This window comes from Pseudomonas faucium, from assembly GCF_021602585.1.
Lineage (GTDB): Bacteria > Pseudomonadota > Gammaproteobacteria > Pseudomonadales > Pseudomonadaceae > Aquipseudomonas > Aquipseudomonas faucium.
The window spans coordinates 112,057-135,782 of record NZ_BQIP01000006.1; the positions used below are offsets into that span (position 1 = coordinate 112,057).

Here is a 23,726-nt window from a genome sequence, read left to right on the forward strand (position 1 = left end):
AGCCCCCCTGGAGCATCAGGTGGGAATCAGAAGCGCTCTTCGATCACTTTGAAGGGATAGGGCACCGACTTGTACTTGCCGATCTTGCCGCGCTTGGGCAGCTTGACCACCTGCTCGCGGGTGATGTCCTTGTAGGGCACGCGTGTCAGCAGGTGGCTGATGATGTTCAGCCGGGCGCGCCGCTTGTCATCGGAATGGGCCATGAACCAGGGCGCCCAGGAGGAATCGGAGGCGGCGAACATCGCGTCACGGGCGCGGGTGTAATCGTCCCAGCGGCTGTACGACTTGAGGTCCATGGGCGACAGCTTCCACAGCTTGCGCCCGTCATTGATACGGTCCTGCAGGCGGCGGGTCTGCTCCTCGGGGCTGACTTCCAGCCAGTACTTGATGAGGATGATCCCCGACTCGACCATCAGTTTTTCCAGCAGCGGCACCACGGCCAGAAACTTGTCGGCCTGCTCTTCGGTGCAAAAGCCCATGACCCGCTCGACCCCGGCGCGGTTGTACCAGCTGCGGTCGAAGATCACCACCTCGCCGGCGGCCGGCAGGTGGTTGAGGTAGCGCTGGGCGTACATCTGGGTCTTTTCCCGCTCGGTCGGCGCCGGCAGCGCCACCACGCGGAACACCCGCGGGCTGACGCGCTCGGTGATGGCCTTGATGGTGCCGCCCTTGCCCGCACCGTCGCGGCCCTCGAACAGGATGCACACCTTCAGGCCCTTGGCGACCACCCATTCCTGCAGTTTCACCAGTTCGACATGCAGGTTCTTCAGGTCTTTTTCATAAGCCTTGCCCGTGAGCTTTTCCGCGGGGGCAGTGTGGCCTTTGTTCCTGGACGTCTTGGACATGTCGGGCTCCTGGCAGCGAATGAAGAGTGAGTATGGTCGATCCACGGGAATTAGCCGTTTCGCTGGCAATTGCAGCGAGCGATGACGCCACTCGGTCGGCGCGGGATAGAAGCCCGGAAAAACGTTTGATACTAATCAAAAATAATTTTTGAGGCTTTGAGGGCGGTGGCGGCCCCTTCGCGGGGCAAGCCCGCTCCCACAGGCCTTGCACTGCGCCCCAGCTCGGCAGGGTAACTGTGGGAGCGGGCTTACCCCGTGAAAGGGCCCCCACTGGAAGCACACGCTCTTCAAGCTGGCTCCAGGGTCACCCACCAGCGTGCCAGGTAGCGGGCACTGACCGGCAAAATGGCCCACTGCTCACCTCGATGCCTTAGCCAAGCACCCGCCGATACCGTTGGGTCGGGCTACGAGGAGACGCGGGCTCAGTCATCTCGATCAGCCCAGCAGCCAGAGCAGGTTTCAGATAGGTTTTGCTGAAGGTGGGGCGATGGGAAAGCCCCAAGCGCTGCATCAGCTCACTGGATCTCAAGGCCATCCCAGGGGGCAGAATAGTCAGGAGCTTCGATACTTGGTCGGTTACTTGATCGGTTACTTGATCGGTCGTTACGGCTTCGACCAATGCCTGCAAGAGTGCACCCAACATGAACTCGACAAATGGCGTTGCCTCAGCGGCTTGATCAGCTGCGGCTAGAGCCGCGTAATAGGCATCCTGCTGCTCGCGAATAACGCTTTCCACAGGCAGGAACGCCATGACAGGCCGCCAGTGGCTAAGCAGCAGTGTCTGCCACAGACGGCCCATCCTGCCGTTGCCATCTGCGAATGGGTGAATGAATTCGAATTCGTAATGGAAAACGCAGCTAACGATCAATGGGTGCCATGCGCTCCGGCCCAAGCGATCGGTCCTGCATGTTAAGACCGCGTTCGCCTGCGCTGCACCTTATGCCACCGCAGTTAAAGGGGTAAAGAATCATGGAAAATTGGTTCAGAAAATCCTGAACTAATTATTTCCCCCCAGCGATTTTTCCCCCTGGCACTCCCCACCAGAATCGCTTCACCACAATCACAATAACCGTGAGGCCACTCCCGTGGACCAGACACTCCAGGTACGGCAGGCTGCCGCCGACCTCGTCGCCGCCTTCGCCAGCAACGACACCGCCCGCTACTTCGCCTGTTTCAGCGAAGACGCCACCTTCCTCTTCCACACCCTGGCGCAACCGCTGCTGTCGCGCCGTGCCTATGAAGACCTCTGGGCCCAATGGCAAGCCGAGGGCTTTGCCGTGCTCGGCTGCAGGTCGAGCAACGTGCAGGTGAGCCTGCAGGGCGAGGTGGCGATCTTCATGCACGATGTGGCCACGCACATCCGTATCGCCGGCGAGGAACACCAACTCGACGAGCGCGAGACCATCGTCTTCCGCCGCCAGGGCGAACGCTGGCTGGCGTGCCACGAGCACCTGTCGGTGGTCAGCGCCGCCTGATCCCTCTTCTACGCGGCCTTGCCGCCCTGCCAACGCACCCACAATAGGGCCCGTGCACCGCACCGGCCTACAACTAACGCGCTGGAGCATCACCATGAGCCACTCGACCGGTATCGAGACCAATGGCGTCGAACAGATCCCCGACGATCAACGCGACGCCTCCCCGCTTGACCTGTTCCGCCTGATCTTCGGCGGCGCCAACACCTTCGCCACCGCCGTGCTGGGGAGCTTCCCGGTCTTGTTCGGGCTGTCGTTCCAGGCCGGGGTCTGGGCGATCCTGCTCGGGGTCGGCGTGGGCGCGCTGATCCTTGCGCCCATGGGCCTGTTCGGGGCGCTCAACGGCACCAACAACGCCGTGTCGTCCGGCGCCCACTTCGGCGTGCACGGGCGCATCGTCGGCTCGTTCCTGTCGCTGCTGACCGCCGTGGCGTTCTTTTCGCTGTCGGTGTGGAGCTCTGGCGATGCCCTGGTCGGGGGCGCCAAGCGCCTGGCCGGGCTGCCGGAAAGCGACCTGACCCTGGGCCTGGCCTACGGCCTGTTCGCCGTGCTGGTGCTGGTGGTGTGCATCTTTGGCTTCCGCTTCATGCTGTGGGTCAACAAGATCGCCGTGTGGGCATCGAGCCTGCTGTTCCTGTTGGGTATCGTCGCCTTCGCCGGGCCGTTCGACGCCGGCTACGCCGGTACCGTCAACCTCGGCCAGGCCGGTTTCTGGGCCGCTTTCGTCGGCGCAGCGATTCTGGCCATGAGCAACCCGGTGTCGTTCGGCGCCTTCCTTGGCGACTGGTCGCGCTACATCCCGCGCCAGACCCCCAAGGCGCGCATCATGCTGGCGGTGATCGCCGCCCAGGGCGCCACGCTGATCCCGTTCCTGTTCGGCCTGTGCACCGCCACCCTGGTGGCCAGCCAGGCTCCGGACTACATCGCCGCCAACAACTACGTCGGCGGCCTGCTGGCCGTGGCGCCGAGCTGGTTCTTCCTGCCGGTGTGCCTGATTGCCGTGATCGGCGGCATGTCCACCGGCACCACCGCGCTGTACGGCACCGGCCTGGACATGTCCAGCGTGTTCCCGCGCCTGCTCAGCCGCGCCGGCGCCACCTTGCTGATCGGTGTGCTGGCCATCGGTTTCATCTTCGTCGGCCGCTTCACCTTCAACCTGGTGCAGAGCGTGTCGACCTTCGCCGTGCTGATCATCACCTGCACCAGCCCGTGGATGGTGATCATGATCCTCGGCCTGATCACCCGTCGCGGCTTCTACCACGCCGACGACCTGCAGGTATTCACCCGCGGCCAGCGCGGCGGCCACTACTGGTTCCTGCATGGCTGGAACTGGCGCGGCATGGGGGCGTGGATCCCCAGCGCGGCGGTCGGCCTGTGCTTCGTCAACCTGCCGGGGCAGTTCGTCGGCCCACTGGGCGACCTGGCCGGCGGCATCGACCTGAGCCTGCCGGTCACCCTGGGCATCGCCTGCGTGCTGTACCTGCTGCTGCTCAACCTGTTCCCCGAACCTGCTGGCGTGTACGGCCCCAATGGCCCGCGCTGGGTGCGCAGCAAAAGCACCCGGCACATGCCCGTGACCACTGCCGAAATGGCCTGACTGGAATCTGACCATGACCACTTCCCACTACATCGCTGGCCGCTGGGTCGAAGGCCAGGGCAGCGACTGCATCACCGTGCATGACCCGGCCCTGGGCGTGCCCTTTGCCGAAATGATGGCCGCCAGCGTCGCCCAGGTGGACCAGGCCGTTGCCGCAGCCCGCGATGCCCTGCCCTCCTGGAAAGCCCTCAGCGCCGGCACCCGCGCGGCGTTTCTGCGTGGCTTTGCCGAGCAGCTCGGCCAGCGCCGCGAAGCGCTGATCGCCTTGCAGATGCGCAACAACGGCAAGCCGCGCCACGAGGCTGAAATCGACCTGGACGACGCCATTGCCACCTTCGCCTACTACGCGCAACTGGCCGAGCAGTTGCCGGAAAAGAACCGCGAAGTGCCCCTGGCCGCCCCCGGCTTCACCGCCCGCACGCGCCTGGAGCCGGTGGGCGTGGTCGGCCTGATCGTGCCGTGGAACTTCCCCCTGGTGACCAGCGCCTGGAAGCTCGCCCCGGCCCTGGCCGCAGGCTGCACCGTGGTGCTCAAGCCCTCGGAAGTCACCCCGCTGATCGAGCAGGCCTACGGCCAGATCGCCGACACCCTGGGCCTGCCGGCCGGCGTGCTGAACATCGTCAACGGCAAGGCCGAAACCGGCGCCGCCCTGAGCAGCCACAACGGCCTGGACAAGCTGTCGTTCACCGGTAGCAATAGTGTCGGCAGCCAGGTGATGCGCAGCGCTTCGGCGCAGTGCCGGCCGGTGACCCTGGAGCTGGGCGGCAAGTCGGCGATCGTGGTGTTCGATGACTGCGACGTCGACCAGGCGGTGGAATGGATCGTCGCCGGCATCACCTGGAACGCCGGGCAGATGTGCTCGGCCACCTCGCGCCTGCTGGTGCAGGACGGCATCGCCGATGCCCTGCTGCCGCGCCTGCAACAGGCAATGGAAAAACTGCGCGTGGGCAACCCGCTGAGCGAAGAAGTGGACATGGGGCCGCTGACCAGCCAGGCGCAATGGCTGAAGGTGGCCAGCTACTTCGCCACCGCCCGCGAAGAAGGCCTGCAGTGCCTGGCCGGCGGCAAGGCGCTGGACCGCGACGGCTGGTTCGTCAGCCCCACGCTATATGCCGACGTACCCAAGCAAAGTCGCCTGTGGAGCGAGGAAATCTTCGGCCCGGTGCTGTGCGCACGGCGCTTCGCCAGCGAAGAGCAGGCGATTGCCGAGGCCAACGACAGCCGCTTCGGCCTGGTGGCCACCGTCTGCTCGGCAGACCTGGCACGCGCCGAGCGCGTGGCCGATGCGCTGGAAGTGGGCCATGTGTGGATCAACTCGGTGCAGGCGGTGTTCGTCGAAACGTCCTGGGGCGGCACCAAGGGCAGCGGGATCGGGCGTGAACTCGGGCCTTGGGGGTTGTCGGGGTATCTGTCGGTGAAGCATGTGACGCGCTGCCTGGGCTGACGACCGCAGCGGGCCTATCGCCGGCAAGCCGGCTCCCACAGGGGTACCACATGCCTTGGGCGCTGTGGCATACCTGTGGGAGCCGGCTTGCCGGCGATGAACATCACGCCGGCTCGTCAGCCGGCCGCGCCCCTTCCTGCACCAGCACCATGCTCTGCGGCGAAGACAAGGCAATGCCCTCGTCGCGCAACTGCCCAAGGATGGTGAACAGCAAGTCGCTGCGCGCCCCCGACACCTGCCGCGGCGACGCCACGTAACCACTCACCCCTATCACCATGCCATTGCTGGTCAGGTCCTTGAAGGTGACCGACGGCGATGGCGCATCGAGCACCGCCTCGTGCTCGTGGTACGCCTTGAGCAACACCTCGCGCACGCGGTTGGCATCGGTCTCCAGGGGCAGGGTCAGGGTAATGCCGACCACGCCCAGGGCATTGCCCATGGTCACGTTGCGCACGTTCTGCGAGATGAACTGCGAGTTGGGCACGATCACCGTGGAGCGGTCGGACATCTGGATCTCGGTGGCGCGCACGTTGATCCGGCGGATGTCGCCCTCGACGCCGGCCAGGCTCACCCAGTCGCCCACCTTCACCGGGCGCTCGGTGAGCAGGATCAGGCCGGAAATGAAGTTCTGCACGATCTGCTGCAAGCCGAAACCGATACCCACCGACAACGCACTGACCACCCAGGTCAGGCTGGTGAGGTTGATGTGCAGCGTCGACATCACCAGCATGGCCAGGAACAGGAAGCCCAGGTAACCCACCAGGGTCACCAGCGAGGCGCGCATGCCGGCGTCCATGTCGGTATCGGGCAGCAGGCGTTCGCTCAGCCAGCGCTTGATCACGCGAATGGCGAACAGGCCACCGAAGAAGATCGCCATGGCCAGCAGGATGTCCTGCGGCACGATGTTCAGGTTGCCGAGCAGCTTGCCACCGGTACCGTCCCAATCGCCCAGGCTCAGCAACAGCTCGCTGGGGCTGGTGCCCGAAGGCATCAGCGCCAGCAGCAGGGCCAGCAGCAACAGCACGGTGCGGGCGATGCCGCTGAGGATGGTGCTGGCCTGCGCCTGATGGCGCGGTGCCAGGCCCAAGGTCGAGGCCAGCGCCAGGCCGCCAGGCTGGCGGGGCGACAGCAACGTCTCGCACAGGTCGCCGAGGAAGGTGGTCAACAGGTAGGCGCAGGTGGCCACCACGCTGATCCACAACAGCTTGGCCGCGAGGAAATACGCCAGGGTCAGGTAGCCGGCCAGCAAGGCCAGGGTGATCAGCGCGACCCACACCACCAGCACGAACGGCAGCAACCCGGCCAGGCCGGTGGCGCGCTCCAGTTGGTGGATGCGCCGGGTGCGGCGGTAGCGCACCAGCGCCGCCGAAAAGATCACCACCACCACCAGCGCGGTCAGGCCGTTGGTGGCCACGGTCAGCGCAAGGCTGGTGCCGATCACGCTGTTGATGCGCTCCATGGTCAACATCACCATCAGCGCCAGGGCCAGTATCTTGGGGAACCAGCCAAGGGCGCTGGCCACTTCGTCGGCGATCGGCGGCAGGCGCCACGACGGGCGCTGCAGCATCAACATGGCGCGGCCCAGGCCCGAGATGAAGGCGCTGAACACCACCAGGGCAAGGATGTGGTTGGTCAGGCTGGCGACATCGGAGCCCAGCTCGGAGCTGCTTTCCAGGCCCCAGCGCAACAACGACACGGAACCGGCGATGGTGCCCAGGGTGGCCAGGCTCACGCTCAGCGCCAGGGCGCTGCGGCGCAGGCGGCCTTCAGGCAGCCAGCGCACCATGGCGTCGGCGAGCAGGCGTTCGAGCACGCGGCGCACCAGGGTCCAGACCAAAATCGCCGCCACCAGGCTGGTGATGAAGAACCAGCGGTGCTCGGGGCTCAAGGCGCTGGCCACGGCATCGGCGGCCTCGCCGCGCAGGTCGCGCAGGCGCATGACGTCATCGTCGGTGGGGCGGATCAACGACTTCCAGAAGGCCGGGGTCAGCGGGCTGGTGGCGCGGCTGGTGACCTGGGAGTTGAACTGGCTGCGGCGCAGGTTGACGATCTGGGTGGACAGGTCGCGGGCCGACTGGGTCAGCTTGGCGGCCTGCTCCTGCTCGGCGAGCAGCGCTTTCTTCTCGGCTTCGAGCTCCTTGCGCTGCAAGGTCAGGCTCTGCGCCTCGTCCGGTTGCGGCGGGCCGATGACCTTGAGCTTGTCGTCGAGCTTCTGCACATCGGCGGCGCGCAAGGTGCTCAAGGCATCTGCCTGGCGCTGGACCTGCATGGCGCCCAGGCGCAACTGCGACAACAGGTCGTCGTTGGCATTGCTGGTCACGCCCTGGCGAATCTGGTCGAGCCGGTCGTTGAGCTGCGCGTAGCTGGCGTCCTCCTCCAGCATCGGCAGTTCGGCTGCGGCCAGGGTGGACACCGGGGTGGCGGGTGCCGACCAGGCCGGGCTGGCCAATGCCAGCATCAGGGTCATGACACCCAGGTAAAAACGGGCAAGGCAGAAACGCCTCATCGAATGTTCCTCTTTACATTTCGATCAGGCGGTGGATTCTACGCGGCTTGTGGCCAACAGAAGAGTGCCGTTGCTCGCAACAATCCTGCGCCATTGCCCCGAAGCTGAAGAAAGTGGCTACCGCTTCAGTCCGTCACGGCGCGCAGCCTGCCCGCCCGGCGGTACGACTGCCGGGCAAAGCACACGAACAGCCCGGCCATGATCGCCAGCGCCATCGGCAGCCCGTGTGGCGCCACATCCATCGCCGCGCCGCTGAGCAGCGGCCCGATCAGGCTGCCGACACCCCACAGCAGGCCGACGCTGGCATTGGCCGTGACCAGGTCCTGGCCCTTGAAGCGCTGCCCGATCAACACCAGCGCCAGGGTATAGATGCCCCCCGCCACTGCGCCCAGCACCACCAGCAACGGCCACAGCAGCCAGGTCATGTCCAGCAGCCAGGGCAAGGCGATGCCAATCGCCATCGCCACCAGCCCGCACACCAGGTGCAGCCCGGTGCGCTCGACCCGGTCGGCCAGCCAGCCCAGGGGCAGCTGGAAGACCATGTCACCGGCGAACACCACGGTCACCATCAGCGCCGCCACACCCACGGCAAAGCCATGGCTGGTGGCATACACCGGCAGCAGCGACAGCACCACCGCATCGAAGAACGAGAAAAACAGCACCGCCACGCACAGCGCCGGCGCCACTCGGAAGAACCCGGCCAGGCCGAAGCTCTTCTCGCCTTCATCGCCATGCTCGACGTGATCGTTTGGCACCGTGAACAGGATGCACAGCAAGGCCAGGCCGTAGCACACCGTCACCACCCCGGTGATCCACGGGCTGTCGGCGCCGAGCAGCGCCAGCAGCGCCGGGCCCAGCACCTGGAAGCCGGTGAAGCTGGTGGCGTACAGCGCCATGATCTTGCCGCGGTTGTGGTCGGGGCACAGTTCGTTGACCCAGGACTCGCCGAGGATGATGGCGATGCCCATGCCGATGCCCAGCCCCAGGCGCAGCACGGCCAGCAGCCACAGCGAATCGAATGCCGATTCCAGCAGGGCGATGCTGACCGTGCACAGGCTGAAGCACAGCAGGTAGATGGTGCGCCGGGTCAGCAGCCGGCAGCAGCTGTCGACCATGAATGCCGAGAGCATCATGCCGGCAGCGGGAATGGCTGAGATGATGCCGATTTCCAGGGTGCCGGCACCGGCTTCGTGCAGGCGCAACGACACCAGCGGCAGGCTGGCCCCCAGGCTGAAGCCAACCACCGAAACGGCGAACAGAAGGCCCGCCAGCAAACGCATGTTCATGTACCACTCCAAGCAAAAACCGAAAAGACGCGCAAATACAGGCGCCCACGCGCACGCCGGGACGGCGGATGGCGCAGGGGCGCGGTCAGTTCAGGGCAAGGTGTGGCGAGAAGGTGAAGGCAAACAGCACGCTGCGCCGACGCTTGAGCACCGTGTCGCTCGGCCACGCGCGACGCATGGCCTGGAGGGCAGGCTGGCGGGCATGGGGGAGGCTTTGGGTACGGCGCATTGCTTGGTTACTACGCAGGTGGGGGGAAAAGAGGCGGCACTCTAGGCCAAGGCTGGTTGGATCGTCAATTGTTGGGGCCGCTTTGCGGCCCTTTCGCGACACAAGGCCGCTCCTACAGATATGCGCGTGGCTCTGTAGGAGCGGCCTTGTGTCGCGAAAGGGCTGCAACGCAGCCCCAACCCTTTCAGCGCTTGCCAGTATTGGGCAAAAACACCGCCAGCAAGCCAAACAACGGCAAGAACGAGCACAGCCCATACACGTACTCGATACCGCGCAAATCCGCCAGGTACCCCAGCAGCGCCGCGCCAATCCCGCCAAAGCCGAACATCAGCCCGAAGAAGATCCCGGCAATCATCCCCACACTCCCCGGCACCAGCTCCTGGGCATACACCACGATCGCCGAAAACGCCGAGGCCAGGATGAAGCCGATCACCACGCTGAGCACGGTGGTCCAGAACAGGTCGGCATAGGGCAGCGCCAGGGTGAACGGCGCCACCCCCAGGATCGAGAACCAGATCACCGCCTTGCGCCCGATGCGGTCACCGATCGGCCCGCCGAAGAAGGTGCCGGCCGCCACCGCGCCGAGGAACAGGAACAGGTGCAGCTGCGAGCTGGCCACCGACAGGCCGAACTTCTCGATCAGGTAGAAGGTGAAGTAGCTGGTGAAGCTGGCCATATAGAAGTACTTGGAGAACACCAGCAGGCCCAGCACGATCAAGGCCGCGATCACCCGCTGGCGAGAAATGCCATGGGTGGCCTGCACTGCCTTGCGGGCCTTGGCCTGGTTGAGGTGCTCCTTGTACCAGCGGCGCAGCATCAGGGTCACGGCGAAGAACAGCAATCCGGCCACGCCGAACCAGGCCACGTGGGTCTGGCCGAAGGGGATGACGATGGCCGCCGCCAGCAGCGGGCCGAACGCGGAGCCGGCATTGCCGCCCACCTGGAAGGTCGACTGGGCCAGGCCAAAGCGCCCGCCCGAGGCCAGCCGCGCGATCCGCGAGGTTTCCGGGTGGAAGGTCGAAGAACCGATACCCACCAGCGCCGACGCCAGGAGAATCATCGGGAAGCTGCCGACGAACGCCAGCATGACGATGCCCACCAGGGTGCACAAAGTGCCCAGCGGCAGCAGGTTCGGCGCTGGCCGGCGGTCGGTGAAGAAGCCGACCCAGGGCTGCAGCAGCGAGGCGGTGACCTGGAACGTCAGGGTAATCAGGCCGATCTGGGCGAAGCTCAGGTTGTAGTTGGCCTTGAGCATCGGGTAGATCGCCGGCAGCACCGACTGGATAAGGTCGTTGATCAGGTGCGCCAGGGCGCAGAAGGCGATGATGCGCATCACCAGCGGGTTGGCTTGGCTCGCCGAACCGGTGCTGGCGGAGGGGGTGCTGCTGATGGCCATGGGCTTGGATTCCGTCCGCTGGGTTGGGATCCGATTATCGGGAAACAAATAGATACATAGCTACCTTTTTTATCCCTCTGTCGTCGCGTACTTGTAAATGGTTCTCAATATAATTAGCATCTTCGCTCGACATCCCCCGTAATCGTTGGGCGAAACCGCCCTTATGCGAGCACACCGACCCATGAGCCCGATGCCCGCCACGCAGATTCAGGCCGATCCCCAGCAGGAAGCTCTGGAATGGTTTTCACGCCTGCGCCAACCCGGCTGCGATGAGCGCGAACGCCAGGCCTTCGCCCAGTGGTGCCAGGCGCCGCTCAATGCCCACGCCTATGCCGAGCTCGAAGCCTGCTGGCAGCAGCTGCAGGCGCCCCCTGCCCGGCCGCGGCCGCAGCTGGTCGTGCTGAAGCGCAGCCGCCTGGGCCTGCTGCTGGGCGTGCTGTTTCTGCTGCTGCTCGGGGCGCTGGCGTACCTGTACTGGCCACTGATGCAGCGCCTGGGCAGCGAGCTGCACACCGACGCCGGCGAGCGCCGCAGCCAGCGCCTGGCCGATGGCTCGACCCTGCACCTGGACAGCGCCAGCGCGATGAATGTGGATTTGCGCGGGCGCACGCGGCACCTGCAGCTGGTGCAGGGCCAGGTGTACCTGGAGGTGAAGCTCGACGGCCGCGCCCTGGAGGTGCAGGTGGACGATGCGCGCATCCAGGTGTTCGGCACCCGGTTGATGGTGGCGCGCCATGCCGGGCATGACGAGCTGGTGGTGTTCAACGGCAAGGCGATGATCGTTCAGGGCGCCGACCAGCGCATGCTCGGCGCAGGCGAGCGGGTGACATTCAACGAGGCGCGGATCGGCTCGGTGCAGAAGGCCGATGTAAAGGCTGCAGACGCCTGGCGCTCAGGCCAACTGCACGCCGCCGAGATGCCGCTTGGCCAGGTCATCGAACGCCTGGCCAGTTACCAGGGCCGGCGCGTGTGGCTGCTGGATGAACAAGTGGCCTACCGGCGCGTGAGTGGCGATTTCAACCTCGACCGCCCCGGCGAAACCCTCGCGGCCCTGGCTGGCGCGCAGCAGCTGCAGCTCCATGACGTGCTCGGCCAGTGGCTGATCGTGCGCTAGCACCGGCCTTGGCGGCTAAGTTTTTGAAAGCGTGTAAATTTTTTTTGAAATGAGTGTTGACACAGGGTCATCACAAGGGAATAATGCGCGCCATCGGCTACATAGCTCAGTTGGTTAGAGCATAGCATTCATAATGCTGGGGTCCGGGGTTCAAGTCCCTGTGTAGCCACCAAACTTGAAAAGGGCTTACCGCAAGGTAGGCCCTTTTCTTTTGCCTGAAGAAAAGTTCAACGCCCTCCCCTCAGCGCACGCCGGCCACCACCACGGCCAGGCCCAGCCCGATCAATGCCACGCCGATCACCCGGTCGACCACCCGTTGGCGCTCGATCATCGCCTTGCGTAGCCCCGCACTCGAGAAGAACACCGCCACCAGGCTGAACCACGCCCAGTGGGCGAACGACATGAACGCGCCATAGGCGAAATCCAGCGCCAGGGGCGCGCCCGGCTGCACCACCTGGGTGTAGGCGCTGATCACGAACAGCATGGTCTTGGGGTTCAGTGCGTTGGTCAGGAAGCCGGTGCGCAGCACGGCCAGCAGGCTCGCCCCCGATGCCTGCCCCTCCAGGCTCAGGCGCGCGGTGTTGGTGAGCGACTGGTAGCCCAGGTAGATCAGGTAGCCCGCGCCGAGCACCTTCATGGCCAGGAACAGCGCCGGGCTCTGGCTGATGATCACGGCGATGCCCAGCACCGTGTACAGCACGTGCACCTGCACGCCCAGGGCAATGCCCACTGCCGCCGCGAGGCCAGCCTTGCGGCCCTGGGCATAACTGCTGCGGGTGACCATGGCGAAATCGGCGCCGGGGCTGATCACGGCCAGGATGGTGAATAGGGCTACGGCGAGTAGTTCGGTCACGGGAAAGCGTCCTTGATAGGCGATGAAAATGCACAGAGGCGCTGATTATCGAGGGCGGATAATTTCTGGAAAATCGATTTATAGTGGCGCTGATCTGCTAGTTTTTTTCACAGATATTTATTGCCCCGCGAAGAGGCCCGCACTGACAACACAGGCCCCCTATGAAACTGCCCCCACTCAGCGCCTTGCGCTACTTCGACATTGCCGCCGAAACCGAAAGCTTCGTGCGCGCCGCCGAGCGCCTGCACGTCACCCACGGCGCAGTCAGCCGCCAGGTGCGCCTGCTCGAGGAAAGCCTGGGCATCGAGCTGTTCGAGCGGCGCAACCGCGCCCTGTTCCTCACCCCCGCCGGCCGCACCCTGCATGGCACCACCCAGGCGATCTTCGAACAACTCGAAGGCGCCGTGCAGCGCCTGCAGCAGCAGGAACGCGACAATGTGCTGGTGCTGTCCTGCGAACCGACCATTGCCATGCGCTGGCTGATCCCGCGCCTGCCCCGCTTCCACGCCGCACACCCAGACTTGCACCTGCACCTGGTGGCCGCCGGCGGCCCGGTGGACTTCGCGCGCAACGGTATCGACCTGGCGCTGCGCCGCGATGACTTCCACTGGCCAGGCAGCGTGCACAGCCGCAAGGTCTGCGACGAATGGATCGGCCCGGTTTGCCGCGATGGCGGCACCCCGCTCGAAGGCCAGCGCCTGCTACACAGCAGCACCCGCCCAAGCGCCTGGCCCGACTGGCTGCGCCTGAGCGGCCAGCCGTTGCGCCGCAGCCAACGCAGCGATTACCAGCACTTCTACCTGTCGCTGCAGGCCGCCAGCGCAGGCCTGGGCCTGGCCATCGCCTCGGCACTGATGGTGCGCGACGAACTCGACAGCGGGCAGTTGCACGCCCCCTTCGGCTTCCTGCGCGATGGCTCCAGCTACCACCTGCTCAGCCCGCAGCCGCTAGGCGATGGCGGCAAGCGCCAGCGCTTCGCCGACTGGGTGGCCGGCGAAAGCCAGGCCTGCCTCGCTCAGCTGGGTTTGACGCAGAACGACGAGCCGGCGCTGCCATCGCCGCCCCAGGTGCGGTAACCGGCTGTGTCGATGTGGATGCGCCCCGTGGGGTAACGCCCCAGGCCCATGTTCCAGGCCTGCCCGTATTGCTGCCAGAAGCGGCACAGCGGGTTGGGGTCGGCCCCGCCCGGCAGCAGCATGTCGACCGCGAAGGCACGGCTATGGGCGCTGCCCACGGCGCCGCCGGCGCAACGGTTGAGGCTGGGTTCGCGGTAGGCGGACACCACCTCGAACTGGCGCAGGATGCCTTGCTCGCCCAGGGCCTTGAGCAGCGCCAGCGTCGAGCGCACCGCCGGCCAGTTGGCAGACGGCGGCACGGCAAACGGTGAAGCCCGGCACAGCTTCCAGTCCGAGGCCGAGCGCAGCAGCTGGTGAATCGGTACCACGCCATACAGGCGGGCCTGCACCAGCATTTCACGAAAGGGCCGGGTCTGATGGTCCCCGGCCCACTGGGCGAACATCCACAGGTCACGCTCATCGGCCTGGGCCGTGCCCATCAGCAACGCCAGCGCCATCAACCCGCCTTTTGCACGTTTCATTCCTGCTCCCCCTGCTCCACCATGAGCACGGCCGCCAACCCTGGCGGCTGCTGACAAGGAGTTAAGCATGCACAAGATGGCCTTACCGAGCCTGGCCGCCCTCGCCTTCAGCGGCGTGGCCCTGGCAGATGCGCGCATCGACCTGGGCGACAGCCAGCGCGTCACCCGCCTGTTCGCCTACCCCAACAACTGCCACGTGATCTGCTTTCGCGACTGGACGCTGGAGCAGACCGTCGAGCACTACCTGACCCAGAGCGTGCGCCGCGATGGCCACGCCAACGCACAGGTGCAGGTGAGCCGCCAGGGTGACCGGCTGCACGCGACCATCAGCCAGGTGCCCGCCAGCTATGCCGAGCCGCTGCGCCAGCTGCTCGCCAGCGGCGAGCTGGCCTACCAGGGCGCCAGCCAGCTGAACAAGGACGGCAAATGGGCCTACGACTGGTACCTGTTCCTGCCGCTGGGCATGGCCCTGCAGAACCGGCGCAGCATCGAACTGCTGCACTTCCCGCCCGACTATTCGCTGACCCAGGCCCAGGACTACCTGCGCTCCAACACCACCGACCGCTGGGCCGAGTTGCTGACCTTCAACGGTGTGCCAGCCAACCAGACAGCGGCCTACCAGACCATCATCGACATCGCCCCGATCGCCGCACCGGCCAGCGCAGGCGACGCCCTGAAAGGCACCTACAGCTACTTCAAGGACTATCAGCTGCGCATGGTCAGGGAAATGGCCCTGCAAGACGCCAGCAAGCCCCTGCCGATGGTGGCCTTCGGCGCTCCGGTGCGCAGCTGGATCCAGCAGCAGTACGGGCCACAGGTGGCTGTGCTGGGCCTGGTCGGCATCAGCCCGCAAGCAGGCGCCACGGTTCCGGTGCTGGGCGCGAACCACCCCAGCGCGATCTGGTATGCGGCAGACAAGGACAGCCACGGCGGCAACCAGGACGAGGCCGATGCGGCGGGGCTGAAGATGATGGGCCAGGACCTGACGGCGGCGTGCTGGCAGGCGGGAATGGGGCGTAATCAACAAGCCGATGCCCGCTCGACCCTGCAGGAGTGCTCGAACAAGTGGCAGGTGGCGCAGAAGAAGCAGACCTGCGAGCTGTTCTTCCGCACCGTGCGCCAGTACACGCCGGAGCAGGCGGCGGCCAAGTGCAATAGCGGGGGCGTGAAAAGAAGCCTGATGGATTTGCGCAAGCCGGTCGAGGGAGTGCAGGGGCTTTGATCGGTATTGCCTGTACCGGCCCTATCGCCGGCAAGCCGGCTCCCACGCTGATCCTGAGGCTTGTGGGATCCCTGTGGGAGCCGGCTTGCCGGCGATAGGGCCGCGACGATCAGTCTTCGAGCAAGGTGCAGGCCATCACCAGCGCATCCTCGCGCCCGCCCGCCACCGGGTAGTAATCCCGCCGCCGGCCAATTTCATTGAAGCCATAGCGCTCGTACAACCGATACGCCGACTGGTTGCTGGCCCGCACTTCCAGGAAGCACTCCCGGCCATTGAGCTGGTAGGCCCGCGCCATCAGGTGCTCGAGCAGGCGCAAGCCCAGGCCGCAGCCCTGGTTCTCGGGCTTGACGGTGATATTGAGCAGGTGCGCCTCGTCGATGATCACGTTGATCACCCCATGCCCCACCTGCTGCTGGCCATCGAACATCAACCACACTTCGTAGGACTTGAGCGCATCCTGGAAGATGCCGCGGGTCCAGGGGTGGCTGAACGCGGCATATTCGATCTTAAGCACGGCATCCAGATCCGCCTCGGTCATCGGGCGGAAACTGATCGAGTCACTCATTCAACGCTCTTCCAGCGCGCCATCAGCTGGCGCATCGCTTGCCAGACGTCCGCCTTGCGCTGCGGCTCGTCCATCAACAGTTCAAGGCCCGGCAACGCCCAGGCATCGCCCAGGCCGTCGAGCTTCAGGGCTTGGTAATAGGCCGTGTCGTCGACGCCGGCGGCGAAGCGCAGCGCCGGCAGGCCGACCAGCCACAGGCAGGTGCAGGGGGCCTCTTCCAGGCGCGCCTGGACGAAGCCCTGGACGAAATCACGCGCCGCATCCGGCCCCTGGTCCATGTTGCCGCGCACCAGCAGCGGCCAGCGCACCGGCTCGCCGATGATCTGCGGCGCCTCCGGCAGGCCCGCGGCGCGCAGCATGTCCTTGAGCAGCAGGTAGGACGGGTCGCGGCTCTGGAACGGCTGGCCGGTGGCCAGTTCCACCAGCAGCAGGCAGCTGCCGGCGCGCAGCAGTTGCAGCGAGAAACGCGGCGGCGGCACCGGCGCCGGGCGTGGCGCGGGGGCCTGCGGCTCGGCCTCGACGGGCTTGGCAACCGGCTTGGGCGTGCTGCCTGGGCGTGGGATTTCGATTTTCGGGCGTTCGACGGAACGCGCCTGGGGCGCGGCCGGCGCCTCGCTTGCTGGCGCGGCGGCTGGCCTGCTCTGGAACTCGGCTTCTTCCACCGGAACCTGCGGCATCAGCAGCTCGGGGCGCGACGGTGCGGCGAACGGCAGTTCGGCGCGCGGCAGCCAATGCACCACTTGCATGGCGGAAAGGAAGGCGCGGCGGCGGGGCTCGGTCAGCAAGGCACGGGTATCCGGGGGGAACAAACAGTCGGGCATTCTAACGCTGTTGGCCAGCGAGCGCCGCAACTGGTCGGCAGAAAGTTGTTGCCTGCACCGGCCCCATCGCCGGCAAGCCGGCTCCCACAGGGCTCGGTGGTGTACCTGTGGGAGCCGGCTTGCCGGCGATGGGGCCGGTGAATCCCCCAGATAAATCAGGGTTATGCCTCATTACAGACCAAGGGGTGAAATCCTCCCCCCCGGATGCAGTACAATCGCCCCCTTTTTACTTGGCAACGAGTAGACGCCAATGATCGAACCCAAGCGCGTCCTGCGCGCCCTAGCCGAACACTGGGCCCTGATCGAGCCGCTGTGCGAGCGCTTCGACCAAGGCACCCTGAGCCTGGTCGAACTGCGCCAGCAACTGGGCCGCCAGCAAGTGGAAAGCACGCCGCAGGACATCACCCAGCTGCTCGACGTGTGGATCCGCCTGGATATCCTGGTGCCGGTGGCCAAGAGCCCGAACCGTTTCGAGCTCAACGCCCAGATCCACGACTTCCTCGCCTACCTGCGCCGCGAGCACCGCCTGGGCCTGTGCCTGGAGATCGAGGCCTACCTGCGCCACCTGGAGCGCCTGGCCGGGCACATCCAGGATGCCTTCGACAACCGCGACAGCGACGACCTGGCCCGCCAGCTGCGCCTGCTCGACATGCGCGTGCGCGACGTGCTCAAGAAGCTCGACAACGACGAGCAGGCGCTGGTGGCCGTGGCCGAACGGGCCAAGACCAGCAACCGCCAGATCCCGCTGCGCCAGCGCTACGCCGAAGTACTGGCGACCTGGGACGAGTACGTCGAGCCGATGATCCAGCTGGTCAACGCCGACGGCGCCTTCGAACAGGGCGTGCGCAAGGTCGAGACCGTGCTGCTCAAGCTGCTGGGCGAGCAGGCACGCCTGGGCCACCTGGTCGACGACGACATGCTGCTGCGCACCCACGCGCGCATCCTGGAGATGCAGACCAGCGCCCAGCTGACCCTGCGCCACGCCCGCGAACTGCTGCTGCCGCTGCGTGAAGAAGCGCGCCGGCACAACGCCGTGACCCGCGGCGCCGCACTGGCGCTGTCGGTGATCCGGCGCAAGGGCATCGATGCCGTGCCCCAGGCCGCCATGCCGCTGTTCACCCGCCCGCAGAGCACCTTCCTCGGCAGCGCCAGCCAGGTCGAGGCGTATGTCTACGCCCTGGCCCGCTTCGAGCCGAAACCGGCCAAGTTCCCCAAGGCCCACAAGACCCACAGCGGCCCGTTGCCGCGCGCGCCACGCACGGTCAAGGAAATGCTCGAGCGCTGCGAAGACGCCCTGCCGCTGCCCGACCTGATGGTCTGGCTGCTGGAGCAGGAGCCCGAAGGCGCCACCGACGAACTGCTGTACTGGTTCTCGCGCCTGTCGCGGGAGAAGCGCTTCAAGCGCGAGCGCCTGGACCGTCGCGACTACACCACCCACGAACACCTGGTCAGCCTGCGCTCGTTCGCCCTGTCGTCCAGCCGCCAAGCGCAACCTGAAACCAACGCGAGCCCAGCCAATGCATCTTGATCTCTCCGAACTGTCCCAGCTCGCGCCGATCTTCCGCGAGCTGTTCAAAGGTTTCCACGTCAGCCGCCGCGACCCGGAAATGTACGCCCAGCTGTCGAACTTCCAGGACCAGTACCGCACCCTGTTCAAGGCCCTGGGCTTCGAGCTGGTGTGCGATACCCGCGGCTTCTACTACTTCGTCCCCGAGCAGGCCGCCGCCCAGGTCAACAAGACTGCCCAGCGCCTGTCGCTGTTCACCTTCATCCTGGTCGAGCACCTGGCCGACCAGGGCCGCGACCCGATGGCCGTGCTCGACGGCGGCAGCATCGGCCGCGACGAGTTGCCATCGCTGCTGGACAAGTACCGCGACCTGTTCCTGCAGGCCGAGGTGCAAACCGTCGAAGAGCTGGAAGAAAAGATCATGCGCCGCATGACCCAGCTGGGCTTCGCCCATGAGGAAGGCGGCATCTACCGCTTCCTGCCGCCGATGCACCGCTTCCTCGACGTGTGCCTGTCGGTGCAGCAGGACCGCGACCTGGCCGCCAGCCTGCACAGCGACCTGCCGCTGCCGACCCCGGTGCTGGTCGAGGAAGAAAGCCCCGAGGAACTGGCGCGCACCGACGACCCGCTCGACCTGACCCCGTTCGAGGCCGAGGAAAGCGAAGAAGAGGCCCTGGCCCGGGCGATCCGCGAAGAGCAACAGGAGATTGATGCATGAGCCAGGAACGCTACGGCATCCGCCGCTTCGCACTGCTCAACACCGCCGGCTACAGCCTTGGCCTGTTCCCCCTGGAACAACCGCTGTCGGTCTATGGCGCCAACAACCTGGGTAAATCGGCGTCGATCAACGCCCTGCAGTTCCCGATCCTGGCGCGCATGTCGGACATGAGCTTCGGCAAGTACAGCCTGGAGCAGTCGCGCCGCTTCTACTTCGCCAGCGACACCTCGTACATCCTCTGCGAACTGAACTTGCCCCACGGCCCGCACGTGATCGGCGTGGTCGGCCGCGGCCCGGGCGGCGGTTTCGGCCACCAGTTCTTCGCCTACAAAGGTGAGCTGGACCTGGCTCACTACCAGAAGAACGACACCTGCCTGCGCCAGAAAGAGCTGTTCACCAACCTCGAGCGCCTGGGCCTGAAAGCCTACGAGCTCAAGCCGGACGAGCTGCGCCGGCTGCTGGTCGGCGGCCACACCTCGGTGCCGCTGGACCTGACCATGATCCCGCTGCGCTCGACCAGCGAGCAGAGCCTGAAAACCTTCCGCGCACTGTTCATCAACCTGCTGCACATGCGCGAAATCACTGCCGCCAAGCTCAAGCAGCTGTTCCTCGATGCTTTCGAGCACAGCCTGCGCTCGGGCAGCGTCGACTACATCGCCGCTTGCGAAGAAGCCTTCCGCGACGTGCGCCGCATGGAACAGGACTACAACGCCCTGGTCGCCGCCGGCCCGTTGGTCGAGGCCCTGGCCGGCGGCGTGGCCCAGCGCGACATCCTGCGCGGCAAGCTGCACCGCCTTTCGCCATTGCTCGACAACCTGCTGGGCACCTGGCAGGAATACGCCATGGCGCGCAAGGAAGAGCTGGTGATCCAGGCCGAGCACTACCGCGGCGAGCAGGACCGCCTGCAGAACGACCAGCGCGGCGGCACCCAGGAGCTGATGCGCCTGGAGCGTGAAATCACCGGCATCCAGCGCTGGCTGGGCGAGCTGTCGGTGCTCAAGCACCGCTTCGCCCTGGTCGATGACGTCAAGGTCCTGGAGCAGCAACTGCTGGCGGCCAAGGACGCCCACGACGAGCTGGCCGGCGCCCTGGCCCAATCGCGCCAGTTCTCCGCCGAAGACCTCGACGAGCGCGTGCGCGACCTGGAAAAACGCCTCAAGCAGGTCAAGCAGCAGCTCGACCACGCCGACAACAACAGCTACGCACGCCTGCGCGAAGAGTTCTCGCAGCAGGACGTCGACCGCCTGATGCGCCTGTTCAACGGCGCGCTGTTCAGCCTGCCGCTGGGTGAGCGCGGCATCGAGCTGGACGACAGCGACCTGTGGGTCAAATCCCTGGAAGCGGTGCTCGATGGCTTCAAGGGCGAGCGCTTCGAAGCCCCCGGCATCTCCATCGACATCTCGCACATCGACCCACCGGCCCTGCAGGCCCTGGCCGACCGCGCGGCCCTGCGCGACCAGAAGGACCGCCTGGAGCGCGAGCTCAAGCAGCTCAAGACCCAGCAGTCGGTTGCCGCCGACCGCAACGCCTCCAAGGCCCAGACCGAGGCGCTGTACCAGCAGGTGCTGGACGCCCAGAAGGCCCTGGAAGACTACCGCCGCAGCGAAACCCTGGCCGCCGAGGAGCCGGAGAAGCTCGAGCAACTGGCGCAGCTCGAAGCCGCCCAGGACGAGCTCAAGCGCTCCAGCGATGCCTTCACCGAGCGCGTCCAGCAGCTGTCGGCCAAGCTGCAGCTGGTCGGCCGCCAGATCGGCGACCTGGAGTCCAAGCAGCGCACCCTGGAAGACGCCCTGCGCCGTCGCCAGCTGCTGCCAGCCGACCTGCCGTTCGGCACGCCGTTCATGGAAGCGGTCGACGACTCCATGGACAACCTGCTGCCGCTGCTCAACGACTACCAGGACAGCTGGCAGGGCCTGCAGCGCGTCGACAACCAGATCGAGGCGCTGTACGCCCAGGTGCGCCTCAAGGGCGTGGCCAAGTTCGACAGCGAAGACGATATGGAGCGCCGCCTGCAGCTGCTGGTGAACGCCTACGCGCACCGCACCGACGAAGCCCTGACCCTGGCCAAGGCGCGCCGCGCCGCAGTCACCGACATCGCCCGGACCTTGCGCAACATCCGCAGCGACTACGACAGCCTCGAGCACCAGCTGGCCCTGTTCAACCGCGAGATCAACAAGCGCCAGGTATCGAACCTGGAGAGCTTCCGCGTGGTGCTGGCGCCGAACAAGGAAGCGCTCAAGCACATCGACCAGATCATCCACAGCGCCGGCCAGTACGAGGAAGGCGAGACCCTGTCGGTGTTCGACCTGACGCAAAGCGCAGAGCAGGACCACAAGAACGAAGAGGCCAAGGAATACCTGGCGCGGCTGGTGGCGGCCAACCACAACCAGCTGGGCCTGAAGGACCTGTTCGAGCTGGCGTTCGAGATCACCAAGATCAACAGCCAGCCGGTGATCCACGCCGACATCGACGGTGCAGCCTCCAACGGCACCACCATGACCATCAAGGCGCTGACCAACATGTACCTGTTGCTGCACCTGATGGACCGCGACCTGGCCGGGCGCATTCGCCTGCCGTACTACCTCGACGAGGCGGCGGACATCGACGAACGCAACCAGGCGGCGTTGCTGGAGACCAGCCTGCAGCTGGGCTTCGTGCCGATTCTGGCGAGCGTGAAGCCGCAGGTGTCGGCGCGGGTGGCGATCGATCTGGAAGGTGGCAGCGGGCCGAATGGCATCTACATCGACGAGGCCGACTGGAAGTACATCAGCCGGCTGGATGAGGTGAAGGCGATCGTGCGTGAGGATGAGGCCGAGGAATTGGCCTGATCGGTGTAACGGGGCCGCTTTGCGGCCCTTTCGCGACACAAGGCCGCTCCTACAGGGGCATGCGTAATCCTGTAGGAGCGGCCTTGTGTCGCGAAAGGAGGCCAAAGGCCTCCCCTAGGGCATCAATGCGCCCAAGGCAGGATCGGAATCGCCGTCACCGCATTCTGCGGGCTGCCTTCGATCATGCGGTCGCTATACACCAGGTACACCAGCGTATTGCGCTTCTTGTCCAGAAAACGCACCACCTGCATGGTCTTGAACACCAGCGAGGTGCGCTCCTTGAACACCTCCTCACCGTCCTTCAAGTCCCCCTTGAAGCTGATCGGCCCCACCTGACGGCAGGCGATCGACGCCTCCGCCCGGTCCTCGGCCAGCCCCAGGCCACCCTTCACACCGCCAGTCTTGGCCCGCGACAGGTAGCAGGTCACACCCTCGACCCTGGGGTCGTCGAACGCCTCGACGACGATGCGATCGTTCGGCCCGACGAACTTGAACACGGTGGACACCTGGCCGATTTCCTCGGCCCCGGCCACCATCGGCAAGGCCAGCGCCAGCACCGCCAACGCACGTGTGAGCAGGCTCATACCAGCACCAAGTTGTCGCGGTGCACCAGCTCCGGCTCTGCGCTGTAGCCGAGCAGGGCCTCGATGGCATCGGACGGCTGGCCAATGATCTTCTGCGCTTCCAGCGCGCTGTAGTTGGCCAGGCCACGGGCCACTTCAAGGCCATCGGGGCCGACGCAGACCACCATCTCGCCACGGCGGAAACTGCCCTGCACGGTCTTCACGCCGACCGGCAGCAGGCTCTTGTTGGCGGCACGCAGCGCCTGCACGGCACCGGCGTCGAGCACCAGGGTGCCGCGGGTTTGCAGGTGGCCGGCCAGCCACTGCTTGCGCGCTGCCAGCATGCCGCGCTCGGGCGACAGCAGCGTGCCCAGGCGTTCGCCGGCCTTGAGGCGGTCGAGCACGCGCTCGATGCGCCCGCCAATGATGATGGTGTGGGCACCGGAACGGGCTGCCAGGCGCGCGGCGCGCAGCTTGGTCTGCATGCCGCCACGGCCCAGGGCGCCGCCGGTACCGCCGGCCACGGCGTCGAGCGACGGGTCGTCGGCGCGGGCTTCGTAGATCAGCTGGGCTTCGGGGTTGTTGCGCGGGTCGGCGTCGAACATGCCGTCGCGGTCGGTGAGGATCACCAGCAGGTCGGCTTCGACCAGGTTGGCCACCAGCGCGGCCAGGGTGTCGTTGTCGCCGAAACGGATCTCGTCGGTGACTACGGTGTCGTTCTCGTTGATCACCGGCACCACGCCGAGGTCGACCAGGGTACGCAAGGTGCTGCGGGCGTTGAGGTAACGCTTGCGGTCGGACAGGTCGTCGTGGGTCAGGAGGATCTGCGCGGTGTGCTTGCCGTGCTCGCCGAAGCTCGACTCCCAGGCTTGCACCAGGCGCATCTGGCCGATCGAGGCAGCCGCCTGCAGCTCGTTCATCGCGCTCGGTCGCGAGCTCCAGCCCAGCTGGCTCATGCCCGCTGCCACGGCCCCGGAGGAGACCAGCACCAACTCCACGCCCGCCTCACGCAGCGCGACCATCTGCTCGACCCACACGGCCATGGCGCCGCGGTCGAGGCCCTTGCCATCCGCCGTGAGCAGCGCACTACCGATCTTCACGACCCAGCGCTTGGCGCCAGTCACCTTGCTTCGCATCTTGTCTTCCAACCTATGTCGAATCTG

At 66.0% G+C, this 23,726-nt stretch carries 20 protein-coding genes, 1 tRNA gene and 1 pseudogene; 10 read left to right on the plus strand and 12 right to left on the minus strand.

Translation table 11 applies throughout. The annotated features are described in order from the left end of the window. Positions 1–26 precede the first annotated feature (26 nt). Positions 27–845 carry a polyphosphate kinase 2 gene (gene ppk2 / locus L6D75_RS09480; protein WP_176512182.1) on the minus strand — a complete coding sequence of 273 codons (819 nt, stop codon included), beginning with the start codon at positions 843–845 and terminating at the stop codon, positions 27–29. A gap of 370 nt (positions 846–1,215) precedes the next feature. Continuing rightward, positions 1,216–1,737, minus strand: a pseudogene (locus L6D75_RS09485) (Fic family protein); the annotation flags it as partial. Between the two features lie 193 nt (positions 1,738–1,930). Here L6D75_RS09485 and L6D75_RS09490 point away from each other — a divergent pair. The 3 genes from L6D75_RS09490 to L6D75_RS09500 all read left to right on the plus strand — a co-directional run bounded on the left by L6D75_RS09490 (position 1,931) and on the right by L6D75_RS09500 (position 5,358). Then, positions 1,931–2,320, plus strand: a complete 390-nt coding sequence (locus L6D75_RS09490; RefSeq protein WP_176512183.1) for a YybH family protein — start codon at positions 1,931–1,933, stop codon at positions 2,318–2,320. Between the two features lie 94 nt (positions 2,321–2,414). Continuing rightward, complete coding sequence (locus L6D75_RS09495; protein ID WP_176512184.1) at positions 2,415–3,914, plus strand: purine-cytosine permease family protein; 1,500 nt, start codon at positions 2,415–2,417, stop codon at positions 3,912–3,914. Between the two features lie 13 nt (positions 3,915–3,927). Beyond that, positions 3,928–5,358 (plus strand): aldehyde dehydrogenase family protein, encoded by a 1,431-nt coding sequence (locus L6D75_RS09500; RefSeq protein ID WP_176512185.1) that lies wholly within the window; start codon positions 3,928–3,930, stop codon positions 5,356–5,358. Between the two features lie 103 nt (positions 5,359–5,461). Here L6D75_RS09500 and L6D75_RS09505 read toward each other — a convergent pair whose 3' ends face one another. From L6D75_RS09505 to L6D75_RS09520, 4 genes are all read right to left on the minus strand, one after another. Continuing rightward, a complete protein-coding gene (locus L6D75_RS09505) occupies positions 5,462–7,864 on the minus strand; it encodes a DUF3772 domain-containing protein (protein ID WP_176512186.1) in 2,403 nt (800 codons plus the stop codon). A gap of 125 nt (positions 7,865–7,989) precedes the next feature. After that, positions 7,990–9,150, minus strand: a complete 1,161-nt coding sequence (locus L6D75_RS09510) for an MFS transporter (protein ID WP_176512187.1) — start codon at positions 9,148–9,150, stop codon at positions 7,990–7,992. An 85-nt stretch (positions 9,151–9,235) separates the two neighbouring features. Next, on the minus strand, positions 9,236–9,379 hold the full coding sequence (locus L6D75_RS09515; protein ID WP_176512188.1) for a hypothetical protein: 144 nt from the start codon (positions 9,377–9,379) through the stop codon (positions 9,236–9,238). A gap of 184 nt (positions 9,380–9,563) precedes the next feature. After that, positions 9,564–10,775 carry an MFS transporter gene (locus tag L6D75_RS09520; RefSeq protein ID WP_176512189.1) on the minus strand — a complete coding sequence of 404 codons (1,212 nt, stop codon included), beginning with the start codon at positions 10,773–10,775 and terminating at the stop codon, positions 9,564–9,566. Positions 10,776–10,956: 181 nt separating this feature from the next. Between L6D75_RS09520 and L6D75_RS09525 the strand changes: the two genes are divergently transcribed. Then, complete coding sequence (locus L6D75_RS09525; RefSeq protein WP_176512190.1) at positions 10,957–11,889, plus strand: FecR family protein; 933 nt, start codon at positions 10,957–10,959, stop codon at positions 11,887–11,889. A 95-nt stretch (positions 11,890–11,984) separates the two neighbouring features. Continuing rightward, a tRNA-Met gene (locus tag L6D75_RS09530) sits at positions 11,985–12,061 on the plus strand. A 69-nt stretch (positions 12,062–12,130) separates the two neighbouring features. Here L6D75_RS09530 and L6D75_RS09535 read toward each other — a convergent pair. After that, positions 12,131–12,742 (minus strand): LysE family translocator, encoded by a 612-nt coding sequence (locus L6D75_RS09535; protein ID WP_176512191.1) that lies wholly within the window; start codon positions 12,740–12,742, stop codon positions 12,131–12,133. A 161-nt stretch (positions 12,743–12,903) separates the two neighbouring features. On the opposite strand from L6D75_RS09535, the gene L6D75_RS09540 reads away from it, so the two are divergent. Continuing rightward, a complete protein-coding gene (locus L6D75_RS09540; RefSeq protein ID WP_176512192.1) occupies positions 12,904–13,818 on the plus strand; it encodes a LysR substrate-binding domain-containing protein in 915 nt (304 codons plus the stop codon). Here L6D75_RS09540 and L6D75_RS09545 read toward each other — a convergent pair. Then, positions 13,758–14,339 (minus strand): D-Ala-D-Ala carboxypeptidase family metallohydrolase, encoded by a 582-nt coding sequence (locus L6D75_RS09545; protein WP_176512193.1) that lies wholly within the window; start codon positions 14,337–14,339, stop codon positions 13,758–13,760. The genes L6D75_RS09540 and L6D75_RS09545 overlap by 61 nt on opposite strands. A gap of 67 nt (positions 14,340–14,406) precedes the next feature. Here L6D75_RS09545 and L6D75_RS09550 point away from each other — a divergent pair, with 67 nt between their 5' ends. Continuing rightward, on the plus strand, positions 14,407–15,561 hold the full coding sequence (locus L6D75_RS09550; RefSeq protein ID WP_176512194.1) for a hypothetical protein: 1,155 nt from the start codon (positions 14,407–14,409) through the stop codon (positions 15,559–15,561). A gap of 109 nt (positions 15,562–15,670) precedes the next feature. Here L6D75_RS09550 and rimI read toward each other — a convergent pair whose 3' ends face one another. Together rimI and L6D75_RS09560 are read right to left on the minus strand one after the other, a co-directional pair. Then, positions 15,671–16,126: a ribosomal protein S18-alanine N-acetyltransferase gene (gene rimI / locus L6D75_RS09555; protein WP_025337640.1), complete on the minus strand. Its 456-nt coding sequence runs from the start codon at positions 16,124–16,126 to the stop codon at positions 15,671–15,673. Continuing rightward, complete coding sequence (locus tag L6D75_RS09560; protein WP_176512215.1) at positions 16,123–16,911, minus strand: energy transducer TonB; 789 nt, start codon at positions 16,909–16,911, stop codon at positions 16,123–16,125. Before L6D75_RS09560 ends, rimI begins: the two co-directional genes overlap by 4 nt. Positions 16,912–17,197: 286 nt before the next feature. Between L6D75_RS09560 and mksB the strand changes: the two genes are divergently transcribed. Genes mksB through mksF form a run of 3 tightly spaced genes read left to right on the plus strand, consistent with a single transcriptional unit; the run spans position 17,198 to position 22,000 of the window. Next, the gene (mksB, locus tag L6D75_RS09565; RefSeq protein WP_176512195.1) at positions 17,198–18,475 is read left to right on the plus strand and encodes an Mks condensin complex protein MksB; all 1,278 of its coding nucleotides are present in this window, start codon (positions 17,198–17,200) and stop codon (positions 18,473–18,475) included. Next, positions 18,465–19,172 (plus strand): Mks condensin complex protein MksE, encoded by a 708-nt coding sequence (gene mksE, locus L6D75_RS09570; protein ID WP_176512196.1) that lies wholly within the window; start codon positions 18,465–18,467, stop codon positions 19,170–19,172. Before mksB ends, mksE begins: the two co-directional genes overlap by 11 nt. After that, a complete protein-coding gene (gene mksF, locus L6D75_RS09575) occupies positions 19,169–22,000 on the plus strand; it encodes an Mks condensin complex protein MksF (RefSeq protein ID WP_176512197.1) in 2,832 nt (943 codons plus the stop codon). The genes mksE and mksF overlap by 4 nt, the downstream gene beginning before the upstream one ends. A 122-nt stretch (positions 22,001–22,122) precedes the next feature. On the opposite strand, the gene L6D75_RS09580 is transcribed toward mksF, so the two are convergent. Both L6D75_RS09580 and proB read right to left on the minus strand, forming a co-directional pair. Continuing rightward, positions 22,123–22,584 carry a CreA family protein gene (locus L6D75_RS09580; protein ID WP_176512198.1) on the minus strand — a complete coding sequence of 154 codons (462 nt, stop codon included), beginning with the start codon at positions 22,582–22,584 and terminating at the stop codon, positions 22,123–22,125. Beyond that, the gene (gene proB, locus L6D75_RS09585; protein ID WP_176512199.1) at positions 22,581–23,699 is read right to left on the minus strand and encodes a glutamate 5-kinase; all 1,119 of its coding nucleotides are present in this window, start codon (positions 23,697–23,699) and stop codon (positions 22,581–22,583) included. The genes L6D75_RS09580 and proB overlap by 4 nt, the downstream gene beginning before the upstream one ends. Positions 23,700–23,726: the final 27 nt, after the last annotated feature.

What these genes read in the sequence shown, in the direction of transcription:
- ppk2 (WP_176512182.1), bottom strand. Translation starts at nt 845, where the DNA reads ATGTCCAAGACGTCCAGGAACAAAGGCCACACTGCCCCCGCGGAAAAG.
- L6D75_RS09495 (WP_176512184.1), top strand. Translation starts at nt 2,415, where the DNA reads ATGAGCCACTCGACCGGTATCGAGACCAATGGCGTCGAACAGATCCCC.
- L6D75_RS09500 (WP_176512185.1), top strand. Translation starts at nt 3,928, where the DNA reads ATGACCACTTCCCACTACATCGCTGGCCGCTGGGTCGAAGGCCAGGGC.
- L6D75_RS09505 (WP_176512186.1), bottom strand. Translation starts at nt 7,864, where the DNA reads ATGAGGCGTTTCTGCCTTGCCCGTTTTTACCTGGGTGTCATGACCCTG.
- L6D75_RS09510 (WP_176512187.1), bottom strand. Translation starts at nt 9,150, where the DNA reads ATGAACATGCGTTTGCTGGCGGGCCTTCTGTTCGCCGTTTCGGTGGTT.
- L6D75_RS09515 (WP_176512188.1), bottom strand. Translation starts at nt 9,379, where the DNA reads ATGCGCCGTACCCAAAGCCTCCCCCATGCCCGCCAGCCTGCCCTCCAG.
- L6D75_RS09520 (WP_176512189.1), bottom strand. Translation starts at nt 10,775, where the DNA reads ATGGCCATCAGCAGCACCCCCTCCGCCAGCACCGGTTCGGCGAGCCAA.
- L6D75_RS09525 (WP_176512190.1), top strand. Translation starts at nt 10,957, where the DNA reads ATGAGCCCGATGCCCGCCACGCAGATTCAGGCCGATCCCCAGCAGGAA.
- L6D75_RS09540 (WP_176512192.1), top strand. Translation starts at nt 12,904, where the DNA reads ATGAAACTGCCCCCACTCAGCGCCTTGCGCTACTTCGACATTGCCGCC.
- L6D75_RS09545 (WP_176512193.1), bottom strand. Translation starts at nt 14,339, where the DNA reads ATGAAACGTGCAAAAGGCGGGTTGATGGCGCTGGCGTTGCTGATGGGC.
- L6D75_RS09550 (WP_176512194.1), top strand. Translation starts at nt 14,407, where the DNA reads ATGCACAAGATGGCCTTACCGAGCCTGGCCGCCCTCGCCTTCAGCGGC.
- rimI (WP_025337640.1), bottom strand. Translation starts at nt 16,126, where the DNA reads ATGAGTGACTCGATCAGTTTCCGCCCGATGACCGAGGCGGATCTGGAT.
- mksB (WP_176512195.1), top strand. Translation starts at nt 17,198, where the DNA reads ATGATCGAACCCAAGCGCGTCCTGCGCGCCCTAGCCGAACACTGGGCC.
- mksE (WP_176512196.1), top strand. Translation starts at nt 18,465, where the DNA reads ATGCATCTTGATCTCTCCGAACTGTCCCAGCTCGCGCCGATCTTCCGC.
- mksF (WP_176512197.1), top strand. Translation starts at nt 19,169, where the DNA reads ATGAGCCAGGAACGCTACGGCATCCGCCGCTTCGCACTGCTCAACACC.
- L6D75_RS09580 (WP_176512198.1), bottom strand. Translation starts at nt 22,584, where the DNA reads ATGAGCCTGCTCACACGTGCGTTGGCGGTGCTGGCGCTGGCCTTGCCG.
- proB (WP_176512199.1), bottom strand. Translation starts at nt 23,699, where the DNA reads ATGCGAAGCAAGGTGACTGGCGCCAAGCGCTGGGTCGTGAAGATCGGT.